10 protein-coding genes are annotated in these 16,010 nt (G+C 72.7%); 2 read left to right on the top strand and 8 right to left on the bottom strand.

Features of this window, described 5'->3' with window-relative positions:
• Positions 1 to 79 precede the first annotated feature (79 nt).
• The 7 genes from JYJ93_RS24175 to JYJ93_RS24145 form a co-directional block, all read right to left on the bottom strand.
• On the bottom strand, positions 80 to 805 hold the full coding sequence (locus JYJ93_RS24175; protein WP_242543914.1) for a VTT domain-containing protein: 726 nt from the start codon (positions 803 to 805) through the stop codon (positions 80 to 82).
• A 13-nt stretch (positions 806 to 818) separates the two neighbouring features.
• Positions 819 to 1,976 carry an FtsX-like permease family protein gene (locus JYJ93_RS24170; protein ID WP_206795054.1) on the bottom strand — a complete coding sequence of 386 codons (1,158 nt, stop codon included), beginning with the start codon at positions 1,974 to 1,976 and terminating at the stop codon, positions 819 to 821.
• A gap of 3 nt (positions 1,977 to 1,979) precedes the next feature.
• Positions 1,980 to 3,146 (bottom strand): FtsX-like permease family protein, encoded by a 1,167-nt coding sequence (locus JYJ93_RS24165; RefSeq protein WP_206795052.1) that lies wholly within the window; start codon positions 3,144 to 3,146, stop codon positions 1,980 to 1,982.
• Positions 3,143 to 3,841: an ABC transporter ATP-binding protein gene (locus JYJ93_RS24160; protein ID WP_242543913.1), complete on the bottom strand. Its 699-nt coding sequence runs from the start codon at positions 3,839 to 3,841 to the stop codon at positions 3,143 to 3,145. Before JYJ93_RS24160 ends, JYJ93_RS24165 begins: the two co-directional genes overlap by 4 nt.
• Positions 3,838 to 5,076, bottom strand: coding sequence for an efflux RND transporter periplasmic adaptor subunit (locus tag JYJ93_RS24155; RefSeq protein WP_206795050.1), 1,239 nt, complete (start codon positions 5,074 to 5,076; stop codon positions 3,838 to 3,840). The genes JYJ93_RS24160 and JYJ93_RS24155 overlap by 4 nt, the downstream gene beginning before the upstream one ends.
• 98 nt (positions 5,077 to 5,174) lie before the next feature.
• Complete coding sequence (gene fdhF / locus JYJ93_RS24150; RefSeq protein ID WP_206795048.1) at positions 5,175 to 7,838, bottom strand: formate dehydrogenase subunit alpha; 2,664 nt, start codon at positions 7,836 to 7,838, stop codon at positions 5,175 to 5,177.
• A complete protein-coding gene (locus tag JYJ93_RS24145) occupies positions 7,826 to 9,295 on the bottom strand; it encodes an NADH-ubiquinone oxidoreductase-F iron-sulfur binding region domain-containing protein (protein WP_206795046.1) in 1,470 nt (489 codons plus the stop codon). The genes fdhF and JYJ93_RS24145 overlap by 13 nt, the downstream gene beginning before the upstream one ends.
• 134 nt (positions 9,296 to 9,429) lie before the next feature.
• Here JYJ93_RS24145 and JYJ93_RS24140 point away from each other — a divergent pair, with 134 nt between their 5' ends.
• A complete protein-coding gene (locus JYJ93_RS24140; protein WP_206795044.1) occupies positions 9,430 to 12,072 on the top strand; it encodes an ATP-binding protein in 2,643 nt (880 codons plus the stop codon).
• A complete protein-coding gene (locus JYJ93_RS24135; RefSeq protein ID WP_206795042.1) occupies positions 12,069 to 14,855 on the top strand; it encodes a hypothetical protein in 2,787 nt (928 codons plus the stop codon). Before JYJ93_RS24140 ends, JYJ93_RS24135 begins: the two co-directional genes overlap by 4 nt.
• A 4-nt stretch (positions 14,856 to 14,859) precedes the next feature.
• Here JYJ93_RS24135 and JYJ93_RS24130 read toward each other — a convergent pair whose 3' ends face one another.
• Complete coding sequence (locus tag JYJ93_RS24130) at positions 14,860 to 15,990, bottom strand: hypothetical protein (protein WP_206795040.1); 1,131 nt, start codon at positions 15,988 to 15,990, stop codon at positions 14,860 to 14,862.
• Positions 15,991 to 16,010: the final 20 nt, after the last annotated feature.

The following is a 16,010-nucleotide window of genomic DNA, read 5'->3' as shown; positions in this document are numbered from 1 at the left end:
GGCTGCTCGAAGGTGCTCCGCGACAGCGCCAGCAGGTCCACCACCTCTTCATTGGGGTCCGCGGCCGGCCCGTGACAGGTCACGACGTGTCATCCCGCTTCCGGGCCCCTGGCGGCCGCGCGCCCAGTCGCTTGCGCAGCAGATGGAAGGCCCACAGGCCGGCGAGGATGCCGGCCGCGCCCAGTCCCAGCAGCGCGGGGGTGCGCCGCTCCAGGACGCTGGCGCCCAGGTAGACGGTGCCCACCGCGTAGGGAAGCTCCGCCAGGGCGAGCACGGCCAGGTAGCGGCGCAGCCCATAGCGCGCGAGGCCGAGCACGTAGCCCGGGATCTCCGAGGGGACGGCGAGCTGGAAGAGGAGCACTACCCCGAAGGGCGTGCGCCGGGAGATGCGCTCCTCGTAACGGGCGAGCAGGTTTTCGGAGGTGAGCCGGCGGATGACGGGTCTGCCCCATGCGCGGGCGATGCCGTAGGCGCACGCGCCGCCCAGCATCCAGCCCAACCAGAGCAGGAGCGCGCAGACCGCCTTTCCCCAGGCCTGGAGCGCCACCGGCAGCAGCAGCGCGCTGGAGAAGAAGGCCAGCATCGCCGACAGGGCGGAGAGGAGCACGAAGAGCACCGCGCCCCAGACGGGATGCGTGGAGATGATCGGCGCCGCCGCGTCGATGGCCCGGTCCACCAGGGACTGGAACGCCTCAGAGGACGCGAGTAGCGCGAGGCCGGCGAGCAGCAGCCCCATCAGGAGCGCCCGGCCCCACATGGCGGGGAGCCCGTGGTGCGCGTCCCGAGGCTGGGGGGAGGTGCTCATGGGCCTCGGGCCTTCAGGCTCGCAGCGCGTCCAGGATGGACAGGCGCGAGGCGCGCAGCGCGGGGAGCAGCCCACCCAGCAGCCCCATCCCCGTGCCGAACAGCAGCGCGCCCAGCAGGATGGCGGGGGTGGGGGAGAAGCCGAAGCTCACTGCCGCGAACGTCTGGAAGTTGAGCGTGCGGATGTGGATCCACCGCGTGGCCAACGCCCCCAGCGCGCCCAGCACGCCCCCGGCCGCGCCCAGCATGGCGGACTCCACCACCACGCTGGCCAGCACGCTGCGCCGCCGGAAGCCCACCGCGCGCAGCATCCCCAGCTCCGCGACGCGCGTCGCCACCTGGGCGTACATGGTGATCATCGCCCCCAGCACCGCGCCCACGCTGAAGACGAAGGACACGAAGAGGCCCAGCACGCGGATGAAGGCGGCCAGCCCGCTGGCCTGGTCCGCCCAGTACACTGGCTCGGGTTTGGCCTCCAGCGTGAAGCGCGGGTTGGCCTCCACGCGCTTCACGAAGTCCTCCACCTCCGCGGGCGAGCGCAGCCGCACCACCGCGGAGTTGTAGTCCTCGCGCCCGAAGGCCGTGCCCAGGCGCATGGCGTCCGCCCACACCTCGGACTCGAAGGCGCCACCCCGGGCGGCGAAGACGCCCACCACCGGCCAGCGCTGCCGGGCGAACCGCAGCTCCCCTCCCAGCGTGGCCTCTGGCGAGGTCCCGACGAGCGAGCGGCCCAGCACCACCTCGTTGGTGCCCGGCCGGGGCCTGCGCCCGGAGACGAGCTGGACCTCCGGCCGCGCCTCGAAGCTCTCCGCGCTGACGCCGCGCGCCGACGTGTTCATCGCCTGCGTGCGTCCGCTGGGCAGCGTCAGCAGCACCACCCGCTCTCCGGCCGCCAGCGGCTGGCCGTCCGGCCCGGACGCCACCTGGGGATCCGTGGCGAGGATGCGCACCGCGTCGCGCTCCACGCCGCTGACCAGTTCGCTGGTGGCCCCCTTGCGCAGCACGACGACGTTGGACGCGTCTCCACCCGAGGCCAGCGCGGACTCGATGCCGTTGGCCAGCATCAGCACCGCGGAGAAGACGAAGACGACGAGCCCCAGCCCCACCACCGTGAGGCCGGTGGACAGCCGGCGCGCCCACAGGCTGCGGGCGTTGTAGTAGAGCGGCACCATCGCTCAGGCCACCTTCCTCAGGCCTTCCGCCACCGGCAGCCGCACCGCGCGCAGCGCCGGCCCCACGCCCGCCAGCAGGGCCACCGCCACCGCCGCGAGCGCGGAGACCCAGAGCGTGTGCCCGCGCGTGAGGTGGTCCGGCATGGGGCCGAACCGCGAGGCGATGACGTTCGCGAAGATTCCCACCAGCACCGGCGCGGCCGTCACCCCCAGCGCCGCCGAGCACAGGCCGATGAAGGAGGACTCGGCCAGCACCAGCGCCACCACGGCGCGCGAGCGGAAGCCCAGGGCGCGCAGGGTGGCGATGTCGCGGGTGCGCTCGCGCACGCCCATGGCCAGCGTGTTGCCGATGACGAGCAGGATGATGAGCAGGATGACGCTGGACACCACCCGCACCGCGGTGACGATGGCCGAGGACATGGCCACGAAGCCCTGCTGGAAGGCCTTCTCGCTCTCCGTCTTCGTCGGGTAGGGGCTGTTGTCGAACAGGTGGTCGATGGCCGCCGCCACCTCGGCAGAGCGCGACGGGTCGTCCACGCGCACCGCGTAGATGCCGGCCTTGTCCTTCATGGCGTCGGTCAACCGGTCGCTCTCGTTGAGGCAGCGGTAGCCGAACACCAGCGTGCTGGTGTCCACGCCGGGCCGCGCGCCGCGGTAGACGCCGTGCACGTTGAACGTCCAGTCGCCGGGATAGAGCTGCCCCTTGAGCGTCACCCGGTCCCCCGCCTTCCATCCGAAGCGCCGGGCCAGCTGCTCCCCCACGAGCGCGCCGCACGGGTCGCCCCGGAAGGCGGCGAGTTGCGAGGGGGGAACGACGTACTCCGGGAAGACGTCCAGGAAGGTGGTCGCGTCGACGGCGAAGTTGGCGAAGAAGTCCTTCTGCGAGTCGCCCAGCTTGCCGCCGAACCACTCCTGGTGCGTGACCGAGGTGACGCCCGGCAGCGCGGCGATGCGCGCGTAGTAGGACAGCGGCAGCGGCTGGGTGAAGGACACCTTGTTGCGGACGATGAGCCGGTCCACCTGCGCCGCCCGCGCGTTGTAATAGAAGAGGTCGACGACGGTGCTCAGGAAGATGAAGGCCGTCACTCCCACCGCGCCCGCGAGGACGGTGAGCGTCAGCCGCAGCGGATTTCGCATCAGGTCGCGGCTCGCGAATCCCACGTAGTTCACTGGAGCACCCCCTTGTCCAGGTGGTGCACGCGGCCCGCGCGCTCCGCGGCCTGCGGGTCGTGCGTCACCATGACGAGCGTCTTGTGCAGCTCCCGGTGGAGCACGCCGAAGAGATCCAGCACGGCCTCCGCCGCCTTGCGGTCCAGGTCCCCCGTGGGCTCGTCCGCGATGATGAGGTCCGGGTCGGTGACGATGGCGCGGGCAATGGCCACGCGCTGCTGCTCGCCGCCGGACATCTGCGGCGGGCGGTGGCCCACGCGGTGGCCCAGTCCCACCAGCTCCAACGCGGCGGCCACGTGCTGGCGCCGCTCCCCGCGCGTCAGCGGCGTGAGCAGGAGGGGCAGCTCCACGTTCTCCGCCGCCGTCAGCACGGGGATGAGGTTGTAGAGCTGGAACACGAAGCCCACGTGAGCGGCGCGCCAGTCGCTGAGCTCCCGGTCGTCCATCCGCGCCAGGTCGCGTCCGGCCACCTCGACGACACCGGTGGTGGGCCGGTCCAGCCCGGAGACGAGGTTGAGCAGCGTGGACTTGCCGGAGCCGGACGGGCCCATGAAGGCCTCGAAGGCGCCGGTGCCGATGGTCAGGTCCACCTCGGCCAGCACGGGCACCTCCACCGTGCCGCGCCGGTACGTCTTCGACACGCCCCACAGGCGCACCATGGGGGGCGGGGCCTCGGGCAGCGCGTCCGGGTTCATCCGCTCCCCGCCTCCACCTTCACGCGCCGGCCGTCGTGAAGGCGCTTCGGGTCCGGGGCCACCACCACCTGTGTGCCCGCCCCCGGGCCCTGTGTCAGGGACACCTCGTCCCCCACGCGCTCGCCCACGCGCACCGGCTGGCGCGCAAGCTGTCCGTCCTTCACCACCCACACGGCGGTGCCCTTCGCGTCGCGCACCACCGCGCTGGCGGGCACGCGCGGAGGCTGTCCGTGCGCGGCCAGCTGTCCGGGAGGCAGCGGCTGGCGGAGGAAGGACACCTTGGAGCCCATGTCCGGCAGCGCCCCCTGGGGGACGGACTGGAAGCGCACCAGCACCGTGGCGGTGGCCTTGGAGCGGTCGATGGCGGGGCGCACCGTGGCCACCTGGCCGGGGAAGGCGCGCCCGGGCAGGGCGTCCAGGAAGATGAGGGCGGGCTGGCCGATGCGGATGCGCGAGAGCTGCTCCTCGCTGACCTCGGCCTCGACCTCCAGGGCGTGCAGGTCCACCAGCTCCACGATGCCGCCCAGGTTGGTGCCAGTGAGGGCGGCCGGCGCGAGCACCGCGCCCTCGTTCGCGAGCTTCTTCGACACGGTGCCGTCGAACGGCGCGCGCACCACGGTGTGCGAGAGCTGGAGGCGGGCCGCTTCGCTCGCCCGGCGTGCGACGGCGAGCTGCGCTCGGGCCAGGTTGAGGGCCTCCTGCGTGGCGCGGCCGGCGGTCTCCACGTCCAGGAGCTGGGCCCGGGGGACGACGCCCTGCCGGGCGAGGTTGCGCGTGCGCTGCGTGGTGCGCTGCGCGTTGAGGGCCTGGGCCTCGGAGGAGGCGAGCTGGGCCTCGGAGGCCCGCACCGCCGCCTCGGCGCGATCCAGCACCACGCGGGCATCCCGGTCATCCAGCCGGGCAATCACCTGCCCCCGCCGCACGGGCTCTCCTTCCTCCACGGCGACCTCCACGAGCTGGCCCGCGACGAGCGGCGCGATGACCGAGCGGCGCCGCGAGTCGACGTAGCCGGAGGCGGACAGCTCCGTCTGCTGCTCGCCGGGAAGCGGCTCGCGCACCTCGGCCACGCGCACGGTGGGCGCGCGGCGTGTGACCGCGCCCGCCACCAGGACGAGCACCGCCACCAGGAGCCCCACGGGGATGAGCCAGCGCAGCCTGCGCCGGCGCTTCATGGGGGCAGCGGAGCGGTCGATGCGCAGGGCGCTCAACGCGGTCTGGGACTGTGCGTCGGCCATGGCACCTCCCGGCGAGGATCCCGGGCCCTCGAGGATGAGGGTAGGGAGGCGCGGGGCGGGGTGCCACGAGCGGGGCGCCGCCTGGCGCCGCGCCCCGGCTACTCCACGGACTCCACCCGGACGGCGGTGACCTTGTAGTCGGGCGTATGGGTATACGGATCCTGATGCGGGCCGATGACGGCGTTGATGAGAGTCTCCGCGGTGTGGAAGGTGGTGAAGAGCTCGCCGGGCCGCAGCCCTTCCGCGCGGTGCATGGGCAGCACCGCCTCACCGTGCCGGCTGCGCACCCGCACGCGCGCCCCATCCTGGAGCCCCAGCCGCAGCGCGTCCGCCGGGGCCATGTCCAGCCAGTCGCCGGGTTGGAGCCGCGCGTGCGGCGTGCGGGACGTCATGGTCCCCGCGTTGAACCCATACAGCCGCCGGCCCGTCATCAGCACGAAGGGGAAGTCCTCCGTGCGCGCCTCCGGGGACGGCGTGTAGCCAACGCGGCGCAGCGCCGCCCGAGGGCCCAGGGCGAAGCCATCGGTGTGCAGCACCCGGGTGCCGGGATGCGCCTCGTCGGGGCAGGGCCATTGGAGGCCGCCGTGCTCCAGGCGCGCGTAGGACAGGCCGGCGCCCGCGGACCACACGCTGCGCACCTCGTCCCAGATTTCCTCCGGAGAGCTGAAGTCGAAGCCCTCGGGGTGTCCCAGCGCGCGGGCCGCGCGGCGGAGGATCTCCCAGTCCGGCAGGGACTCCCCCGCGAGGGGCAGCGACGCGCGCACCCGCTGCACGTGCCGCTCGCCGTTCATGAAGGTGCCGTCCTTCTCGAAGGAGGTGCACGCGGGCAGGAAGACGTGGCCGCAGGCCTTCGCCGTCTCGTTGAGGAACAGGTCCTGCACCACCAGCAGCTCCAGCCGCTCCAGCGCCTCGCGCGTGGTGTTCGCCCCCGGGTTGGTGAGCAGCACGTCGTAGCCGAAGGCCCACAGCGCCTTGAGCCGCCCGCCGTGCGCCGCCTCCATCATCCGCATCAGATCCATGCCTGGCGTGGCGGGCAGGGGAGCGCCCCAGGCGGCCTCGAAGCGGGCGCGGTGCTCCTCCAGGGGGACGTAGCCGGTGAGCTGCCCCGGCTCGCAGCCCATGTGCGCCGAGCCCTGCACGTTGTTCTGCCCGCGCAGCGGGTTGACGCCCATGCCCGGCCCGCCGAGGTTGCCCGTGAGGAGCGCCAGGTTCACCAGCGCCATGACCGTCTCCGTGCCCTGCACGTGCTCCGTCATGCCCAGCCCGTGCACCATCATGGACGGGCCGTGCGTGGCGTAGAGGCGCGCGGCCGTCCGGAGGTCCTCCGCGTCCACCTCGCACAACCGCGCGGCGCGCTCGGGCGTCCAGTCGCGGATGAAGGTCTGGAAGTCCTCCAGGGCGTCCACGCGCTCGCGCAGGAAGTCCTCGTCGCACAGGCTCTCGGCCATGATGACCTGGGCCAGCGCGTTGAGCAGCGGCACGTCCGTGCCGGGCCGGGGCCGCAGGTGCACGTCCGCGTAGCGCGCCAGCTCCGTGCGCCGCGAGTCGATGACGATGAGCTTCGCGCCCCGGAGCACCGCCTGCTTGATGCGGGCGCCGACGACGGGGTGGCACTCGGTGGCGTTGCTGCCCGCCACCAGCAGGGTGCGCGCGTGCTCCACGTCCTCGAAGGAGTTGGTGGCGGCGCCCGTGCCCAGCATCCGCTTGAGCCCGGCGGCGCTGGGCGCGTGGCACACGCGGGCGCAGCAGTCCACGTTGTTCGTCCCCAGCACCACGCGGGCCAGCTTCTGCGCCAGGTAGTTCTCCTCGTTGGTGGCCCGCGCGGAGCCCAGCATGCCCACCGAGTCCGGGCCGTGCGCGTCCCGCAGGCGGCGCAGGCGCTCCGCGATGAAGCCGAGCGCCTCGTCCCACGAGGCCCGCCGCCAGCCTCCCGCCTCTCGAAGCAGCGGCACGGTGACGCGGTCCGGCGCCGTCACGAAGTCGTGGGCGTAGCGCCCCTTGGAGCACAGGTGGCCCCGGTTGGACGGGCCCTCGCGCGAGGGGCGCACGGTGACGATGCGGCCCTCGCGCGTGCCCACGTCCATCTCGCAGCCCACGCCGCAGTAGGAGCAGGTGGTCCGCGTCCACGCTTGCGGCCAGCCCCGGTCCAGCAGCGTGCGGTCCTCCAGCGCGCCGGTGGGGCAGCTGTCCACGCACGCCCCGCAGGACACGCACGAGCTCTGCCTCAGGTCCGGCCCGTCCGGGAGGATGCGCGTCTCTTCCCCCCGGTTCCACACCCGCCAGACGAACTGACCCTGCACGTCGTCGCAGATGCGCACGCAGCGGTAGCAGTGGATGCACTGGGACATGTCCACGTGGATGTACGGGTGCGAGTCGTCCGGCGACTCCGGCCGGTGCGCGCCGCGCGCCTCGTCCGCTAGGCCGTACTCGCGCAGCGCGCGGTGGAAGGGTTTGTCCGGATGGCGCGCCACCGCTTCGGCCGGGTACTGGGAGGCCAGCAGCCGCAGCAGCACCTTTCGCTGCGCCTCCACCCGGGGACCGCGCGTGCGCACCTGCATGCCTTCCGCCAGCGGGGTGGTGCAGGCGGCCACAGGATGCACGCAGCCCTCCACCTCCACGATGCACGTGCGGCACGCGCCCACCGGTGTCAGGCGTCGGTCGGCGCACAGCGCGGGGATGGAGATGCCCAGGGACTCCAGTGCCTCCAGTACGGTGCCGGGCGCGCACTCGCGAGGCTGCCCGTCGATGGTCACGCGAAGCATGCCTCCACCTCCTCCCGGTAGTAGCGCAGCACGCTCCGGGCGAACTCCCCCAGGCCGGTGCCGTGTCCACACAGGCTGGTGAGGCGCAGCGCTTCGGCGACCTCCTCCCAGTCCGCCGCGCTGTCACGCGGGGCGGTGCCGGCGTCCAGCACGTGCGCGAAGAGCCGCTCGACGTGCGACGCCCCCAGGCGGCAGGGCGTGCACCTTCCGCACGACTCGTACGCGCCGAAGGAGAAGACGTGGTGTACCAGCGCCGCGATGGACGTGTTCGCGTCGAAGGCCACCACGCCGCCATGCCCCACGGAGGCGCCCACGGACTGGAGCTCCTCGAAGCCCAGCGGCGTGTCCAGCAGGTGCGGAGGGAGGATGCCCGCCCGCGGCCCTCCAATGAGGACGCCCTTCAGCGGACCGGTGCGCAGCCCGCCGCCCAGCTCCTCCACCACGGTGCGCACCGGCGTGCCCAGCTCGACTTCGTAGAGCCCCGGGCGGTGGAAGAGCGAGTTGAGGGACAGCACCTTCGTGCCCCGGCTGCCCGGGATGCCCAGCGCCGCGTAGGCCTCACCGCCGTGGCGTGCGATCCACGGGAGGTTGGCGAGCGTCTCCACGTTCTGCACCAGCGTGGGCCGACCAAACAGGCCAGCCTGGGCGGGGTAGGGGGGCCGCGCGCGCACGAAGGGCCGGCGTCCCTCCAGGGCGTTGAGCAGCGCCGTCTCCTCGCCACACAGGTAGCTGCCGCGTCCCACTTCGATGGAGACCTCGCAGGAGAACGCGCTGCCTAGAATGTGTGGACCCAACAGGCCCACGCGATGGGCTTCGTGCAAAGCCACGTGCAGCGCGCACGCCGCGAGCGGATACTCCTTGCGCACGTAGATGACGCCCCGGCGGGCGCCCACCGCGTATGCCGCCAGCAGCAGGCCCTCCAGCACGGCGTGGGGGTCGTCTTCCATCAGGAACCGGTCGATGTATGCCCCAGCGTCGCCCTCATCCGCGTTGGCAACGACGACCTTCTCCTCGCCGGGAGCGGCGGCCACCGCGCGGAGCTTGCGTGCGGTGGGGAAGCCCGCGCCCCCACGGCCGCGCAACCCGGATCGCTCCAACTGCGCGACCAGGACTTCGGGAGGCGAGGACAACGCCAAGTCCAGCGCCGCGTAGGCCCCCTGGCGGGTGGCCTCAGTGAGGGAGCGGGCTCCGCCGCTGGCCACGCGCCCCAGCGTGATGGCGTGTGGGGCCCGGATGTGCACTTCAGGGCGGGCCTGCTCTCCCGTGACGGAGGGCGCCTGGTAGCACTGGCCCAGGCAGTAGAGGCGGGTGTCACCCGAGGTGGCCTGCCGCCAGCGCGTGGCATCCAGGTGGCGCGCGACGAAGCAGGCGGTGCCCTGACAGGCATGCGTCCCCAGGGGGCCAGGCCCCAGGTGGTAGAAGGATTCGATTTCGGGGGTGTGCTGCCCTGGCTTCATGCGCCGCCTCCTCCCGCAACGGTGTGCACGTCGCGCGGTTCGGACTTCGCGCCCGGGCTGCTTCCACCTCGCGACATCCCGCCTGACTCCAGGGCGATTCGCATGGAGGAGTCGCCCGCCCATCCTCCGGGGCCATGGCCACGACACCGCACGATGCCCCGGAGGCGGGCCAGCCCTACCTGCCCACGCCCCAGCCGGAGGCGCAGGCCTTCGCCTGGGACGACCTGCTGAGCCCCACCCGCCAGGGCCTCCAGGAGCTCTTCTCCTGGCTGGAGGCGGCCTGTGAGACCCGCGCGCGGGATGAGGCCAACACCGAACACCTCTCCACCAGCCTGCTCGTGTCCGGTTCCAGGGGCTCCGGGAAGACGACCCTCCTGCTCAGCGCCGTGCAGGCGCTGCGGGACTGGAAGTCCTTCGTGGCCGGGGCGCCCGGTCCGGAGGTGGCCGCGCTGTCTCGGACGCTCGAACGGCTGGAGCGCCGCATCCTCTGGCTGGAGCCGCTCGACCTGGAGCCCGTCCCGACGCAGGCGAACCTGCTGGCCACGCTGCTGGTCCGCGTGCGGGCCGCGTTGGATCAACCCCGCCGCGCGAAGGGCACGCGCGGCGAGTCCGCCCGGTGGTCCTCCTCCATCCTGGAAGAGGGCGCGGAGGAGACGTGGGGGAAGCTGGATCACCTCATCCGCGACGCGTCCTTCATGTGGGAGGACATCCCGTCCACCACCGATGCCCGCGTGCGCGCGGAGCAGCAGATCCGCGCATCGGAGATCTACGCCAACTTCCAGCCGCGCTTCGCCGACGCCATGGAGGACGTGGCGCGCACGCTGTCCATGCCGCGCTTCGGCGCGTCCGGCGGTGACCAGGTGCTGCTGGTGCTGCCCATCGACAACGTGGACCGCAGCATCGAGCACCTATACAACATCGTGAAGCTCACGCGCATGGTGGCCAGCCGCCACCTCTGGTTCGTCCTGGCCGCCGGCCACCAGGAGTTCCAGCGCTTCATGGAGCGCTCCTTCCAGAAGGAGTTGATCATCTCCGGGCAGGCCGGCATTGGCGCGCGCGGGCAGGAGGAGACGCTCGCCATCGCCCGGCGCCAGGCGGCCACCACGCTGCGCCGCGCGCTGCCGCCCAGCTACCGCATCGTGCTGGACCTGGTGGAGCCCCACGAGTCCTGGCGCTTCCCCGTGGATGGCCGGGGTGAGCCGTTGGGCTCGCTGCTGCGGCGCCTGCGGCTCCCGGCCGGCAAGCGGACGGAGTCGCGCGTGCTGGACACCTTCGCGGACCTCTTCGACTTGCAGGGCCGGCTCGCGCCCGACGTGGCGCGCTGCTACCGCGAAGCCCTCCGCACCGACGACGCGGAGGTCCGCGAAACCGAGGAGCGTCCGGACGGGCCGCTGCTCCACCACGTGGGGAGGCTCGCGCTCACGCTGCCCGCGCGCACCCTGCAGGACCTGTGGCACGCCGTCCGGCGTGAGGTCCTGTCCTCCACCGCGCCCACCGCCGGGGCCGCGCCGGAGCAGGGCGAGCCCGTGGTCCGCATCGCGTCGGAGATGCTCCGCAACGCCATCGACGAGAGCGACCTGCCGGCCTGGGCCAGCGAGCAACTGCACCACCGCATCCTCCGGCAGGACGACCAGGGCCGCGTCTGCCTGGACCTGACGGGCAAGCCCATCCGCCGCTCCAAGCGCACCAGCCTCCACGGCGTCCTCCAGGCGCCGCCGCGCGATCCCGGTGGAGATGGGATTGGCGCGCACGCCCGGGTGCTGGGCACGGAGGTGCACCTGCGCCGCTTCCACGAGGTGGTGCTGATGCTGGAGGACCTGGAGGTGCCCGGCCGCGAAGCGCCACTGCCCGCGAGCGTCGCCGGCTGGTTCATGGTCCTGCATGACGTGCTGATGCTCTTCGAGCGGCCCCGAGTGCTGAGCGCGGACGTGACGGCCCTGGAGATGAGCCCGGAGATGGTCGTCACCGTGCACGAGCTCTGGTCGGGCCGCGCGCGCGGCGAGCCGTTCGTCCAGGCCGCGTTCTGGTGGACGCCGCCCTCGTGGAACACCTTCATCGAGTTCGCCATCCTCACCGCGCAGTGGCGCGCGTTCCTCGCGCGGCTCCCCAGGGGTTTCCTCACCGCGGGCGACGCGGAGGAGGTCACCCTGCGCGCCCGCTTCATCCAGGCCGCGTGGGTGGAGAACATCTGCTCCGTGGCCGGGATGGCGCTGGGGCAGTGGAGCTGGGGGGATGAACGCCAGGGCGCCGTGTCCGTGCTGAAGGCTCCACGGCTGGCCTTGGCGCTGGAGCGCTATGAGCAGCAGGTGCGCGACACGGTGGCGGAGCTCGTCTCGCGGATCCGCGAGCACAGCGCCGGATACGACCGGCTCTGGACGGCTCGGACCTGGCTGCGCGACACGCTGCCGCTCCAGGTGCTGCCGGAGTTCGCGCTCGCCTTCGATGCGCGGAGCCTGCTGCGCCAGCCGCCCGGCGTCGCCCGCCCGAATGAAGGCTGGGACACGCTGATGAAGGACTGGCGCACCCAGGCGCCCCGACTGGCAGCCTTCCGGCAGCAGCGGGTGCGCGACGCGGTGAACCGCTCCAGCGCGGCGGAGTCGCTGCGTCAGGCGCTCGGCGCGGGCGGCGGGCGCGCGTCGGAGACGTACTACGGCTGGCTCGACACACTGGTGGACGCCTGGTTCACGGTCATGGACCACGACGGGGATCCGCTGGTGGGGGTGGTGATGGGCGCGCCGCCCCGCATGGCGCCTCCGTCCACGGATGAGCACCCGTGAGCAACGAGGGCGCGCGCCCCCCTCCGGGAAACCTGGCCCCGCGCCGCGTCCCGGAGGCCTACGTGCGAGCCGAGGTGGCCAGCTTCCCGCTGACGAGCCTCGGGGCCTTCCGTTCAGCGGTGACGGAGCTGGTTCCGTCGCTGGAAGGCGCCTCCGGCGAGCCCACGCGCGCGCTCTGGCGCGAGTGCGAGAAGAGCCTGTCGGAGCACGCCAGCGGCTGGTCGTTGGACCGGATCATCGCCGTGCGCGACGCGTTCTGGTTCCCCTCGCGAGGCCACGCCAGCCACCGGCAGGCTCCGCGCACGGGCGTGTCGATGTTCCACTACCTGCGGCACCTGGCGGACACGCACCTGGAGCGCAGGCCCGGCGTCACCGTCATCTTCCAGGGCACGGGCGCGGAGGCGGTGGAGGCGCTGACGCACTACCGCTGGCTCACCTTCGCGATGCCGGAGGACCTGCTGCTGGCGGCCGTGCCGGTGGAGCCGCCTCCCACGCGCGTGGACATCGAACCGCCGCTGCTGGTGCGCCACCTGCTGGACCGGGGCGTGGCGGAGGTCCACCACCACGTCGGCGCGGGCATGGACTTCCCGCTCCTGTGGGCGTCACTGCTGTCCGCCGTGGGCGACGCGGGCCTGGATCCTCGCGCCCTGACGGGGCCCGGCCTGCCCTTCGACGAAGGGGAGCTGATGCTGCGCTGGCTGCTGGCGGCGGCGGTGACCCGCTGTGTGCTCGCGGAGGTCCTGCTGCGCCGCGAGACGCCTCCGCTCCTGGACTTCGTGCGCGGCCTCTCCGAATCCCAGGCGTGGCTGCCGCAGCGGCGGCGCGTCCTCTCCCGCACGCTGGAGGCGCTCTCGCGGGGCCGGCGGGAGGTCCTCCCGGCGCTGGATGAGCTGCGCGGCCTGTACGAAGACCTCCACCCGCTGGCGGTCCGCAACGTGACCGACCCGCCCGCCACGCTCGATGAGGTGTGGCGGCGGTGTGATCCGGTCGCCTTGCGGCTGCGCCTGAGCAGCCCCAACGGAGGGGAGCGCTGGCTGGTGCGCGCGGGCCTGAACCACCTGGGGCGCATGGAGCGCGCGGGCCTCCATGACGTGCACTTCGACCGGCTCTTCTGGCAGGTCCAGCGCGTGCGGTGCCTCAGCTACCGCGCCTACGTGCAGCGGCCGCTGACCGCGGGCCTCCAGTGGTTCATCCGCTTCTATGGCCGCCCGGGCGCGATGAAGCGCCCCCTGCGCGCCGTGCGCGCGGAGGTGTCCTACGCCGTGGCGGGCGGCGACCAGCCCATCGCCGCGCTGGAGGTCCGCACGAGCCTCGCGAACGACCCCATCCTCATCGCGGAGGAGCTGGCCTCCCTCACGCGCTCGTGGCGGGGCGTGCTGGGCCGCACGGGTGAGCGCGCTGTCGGAGGGCGCCCGCCGGAGTTCGGCGTGGTGATGCACCTCATCAAGTCCCGGGACCCCGGCCGGCACTGGACGCAGGGGCAGCCGCCCGCGCACGGCGTGGGGACGTACGCGGAGCCAGTGCCCGAGGGACGCGTGCGGCTGGGCGGACGGTTCTCCGACTACTTCGCCGCGCAGTCGGTGCAGGCGGAGGCGCTGGTGGACCTGCTGAAGGCGGTGCCGCTGTCGCTCTGGCTGGTGCGGGGCCTGGACGTGGCGTCGGACGAATTGAGCGTGCCCACGTGGGTGCTGGCGCCGCTGTACCGCTACGTGCGGTGGGGCGCCGCGCGCGCCGCGACGAGGCGTGAGGCCCGGGGCGCGCCGCCGCTCCGGCTGACGTCGCACGTGGGAGAGGACTACCGGCACCTCATGGAGGGCCTGCGCCGCATCTATGAGAGCCTGCACTACCTGCTGGACCGCACGGGAGGACGGCTGGGCCACGCCACCGCGCTGGGCGTGGAGCCCGGGATGTGGGCCGAGTCCGTGGGCGCGGTGATGATGCCGGCCGAGGACCGGCTGTGGGACCTGGTCTTCGAGTGGCGTCTCTACGGCGACTACCGGCTGCCACCGGCGCTCGCCGCGCAGGCACCTCCCGGACGCCCGCAGCGCGTGGAGAACATGCTGCGCGAGCTGTCCGAGTCCGTCTTCGGAGACTGCGTCGCGCCGCACGTGCTGGCCGAAGCGCACCACGTGCTGCATACGCTTTGGAGCCCGCCGCTGGCGCGGGAGGAGGGCGGCGTGGGCCTGGATGCCTTCAGCCGCGCCTTCCGCCGGCTGGACTGGACCCGGGTGCTCAACGCGGAGCAGGTCCGCAGCCTCCTCATCGCCTACCGGGAGGACGAGCGCGTCTTCCAGCGCGGGCAGCAGTTGGTGGACATCCCGCTGGATGCGTCGGAGGTGGAGGCGCTCCGGGCGGCGCAGGACGCGATGCGCCGGCACGTGGGCGCGCGGGGGACCGTCGTGGAGGTGAACCCGTCCAGCAACCTGCTCATCGGCAACCTGATGGACCTGCGCAACCACCCCATCCTTCGCCTCAATCCCCCGCGCGCCGATGACAGCGCGCCCCCGCCGGTGCCCATCGCGTTGGGCGCGGACGACCCCGTCACGTTCTCCACCTTCCTCCTGCGCGAATACTCGCTCCTGCACGAGGCGGCGCGCAGCGCGGGTTACTCCGAGCGGGTGGTGCACGAGTGGCTGTCCACCATCCGCCAGACCAGCATGGACGCGCGCTTCACCGCGCCCTGGCGCCCCAATGCGCTGCACATGGCGGACGAGCTGCTTGCCGCGCTGGCCCGCTTCGCCCGGAGGGCCATGCCCCGCCACGAAGCCCCCGCGCCCGCTTGAGGCCTCACCGCGCGGCCGGCGCCGGCGCGCGTGGCGGAGGCGTGCCCGCGGGGCTGGACGGAGGCAGCACCTTCTCCGACTGGCCGAGGAGCCGGCCCAGCACCTTGTCCATGATGGAACCCAGGAGCTTGTCGGCGGACCAGCCCGCGACGACCGACAGCGCCATCAGCGTGAAGAACACGGCCTGGTTGTCACTCACGACGATGTGGAGGAGCGCAGGGCTGGGATCCACGCCGGTGCTTCCCGCCCGCGTGTCCACCGACAGGAGCATGCGGGACTGCTCCAGGAACAGGAGCATCAGCGCCGCGAACGCGCCGATGACGGGCTTCACCATCAGGTGGTAGGCGAAGAAGCGGCCCGTCGCTCCCGTGGCGACGAGGAAGCGCTCCTTCGACAGCATGTTGGAGATGATGGCCCCGGAGGCCCCCGCGAAGCCCACCAGCAGCAGGCCCCGGGGAATCAGCTCCCCCGGCCAGGTCTGGAGCAGCTCGCGCGAGAGCAGCAGGAAGGAGATGCCGAAGACCGCCAGCAACAGCAGCGTGCTGAAGATCTGCAGCGAGACATTGATGGAGAGCTGCCAGAACGTCTTGTCCACCTGCTGGTTGACGGTGTCGAGCGCCCCGCGAAGCACGCTGCGGCAATACCGGCCCTGCTCGGTGCTGAGCGGCGGGGGATCGTCCACGTGGGTGAGCCCGCGCACGCACCGGGGCAGGGGACCGCTCGTCCTGTCCGCGCCGAGCCAGAGCTGGGCGCGCGCGGAGTCCGTCACCCGGCGCTCGAACTGCTGTTGGATCTCCAGCGCCCGGGGCACCAGCATGGACGCGGGCATCACCAGGAGCAGCAGCCCGTCCACCTCGTGGATGAGCTCCCAGTAGGAGAAGGACCAGCGCCCCGAGGGCTTGTCCAGGCACCAGCAGGCGGCGTCCAGCTTCTCCTGACATTGCTTCAGGACGGTCTCGTCCTCGTCGGTGAGGTCCTTGCGGATCCGGCACAGCTCCAGGAGCGAGGTGTTGCTCTCCACCCTGTTCCAGAGCAACTGGGTGGCCGAGCCAAACCCCCGCCGCCTCCGCCGGAAGCCCACGCGCTTCAGCAGCTCCGGCAACGGAGGATCTGGAAGCGTGTCGATGGCCGCCATGAAGCACACATGGCCACGGC

This window comes from Corallococcus sp. NCSPR001, assembly GCF_017309135.1.
Taxonomy (GTDB): Bacteria; Myxococcota; Myxococcia; order Myxococcales; family Myxococcaceae; genus Corallococcus.
The sequence above is the reverse complement of the archived record's forward strand: the minus strand, read 5'-3'. Positions and strand labels throughout refer to the sequence as shown.

Excerpts from the sequence above, each read along its gene's own strand:
- JYJ93_RS24175 (WP_242543914.1), bottom strand. The coding sequence starts at position 805 with ATGAGCACCTCCCCCCAGCCTCGGGACGCGCACCACGGGCTCCCCGCC.
- JYJ93_RS24160 (WP_242543913.1), bottom strand. The coding sequence starts at position 3,841 with ATGAACCCGGACGCGCTGCCCGAGGCCCCGCCCCCCATGGTGCGCCTG.
- JYJ93_RS24130 (WP_206795040.1), bottom strand. The coding sequence starts at position 15,990 with ATGGCGGCCATCGACACGCTTCCAGATCCTCCGTTGCCGGAGCTGCTG.
- JYJ93_RS24170 (WP_206795054.1), bottom strand. The coding sequence starts at position 1,976 with ATGGTGCCGCTCTACTACAACGCCCGCAGCCTGTGGGCGCGCCGGCTG.
- JYJ93_RS24145 (WP_206795046.1), bottom strand. The coding sequence starts at position 9,295 with ATGAAGCCAGGGCAGCACACCCCCGAAATCGAATCCTTCTACCACCTG.
- JYJ93_RS24140 (WP_206795044.1), top strand. The coding sequence starts at position 9,430 with ATGGCCACGACACCGCACGATGCCCCGGAGGCGGGCCAGCCCTACCTG.
- JYJ93_RS24155 (WP_206795050.1), bottom strand. The coding sequence starts at position 5,076 with ATGGCCGACGCACAGTCCCAGACCGCGTTGAGCGCCCTGCGCATCGAC.
- fdhF (WP_206795048.1), bottom strand. The coding sequence starts at position 7,838 with ATGCTTCGCGTGACCATCGACGGGCAGCCTCGCGAGTGCGCGCCCGGC.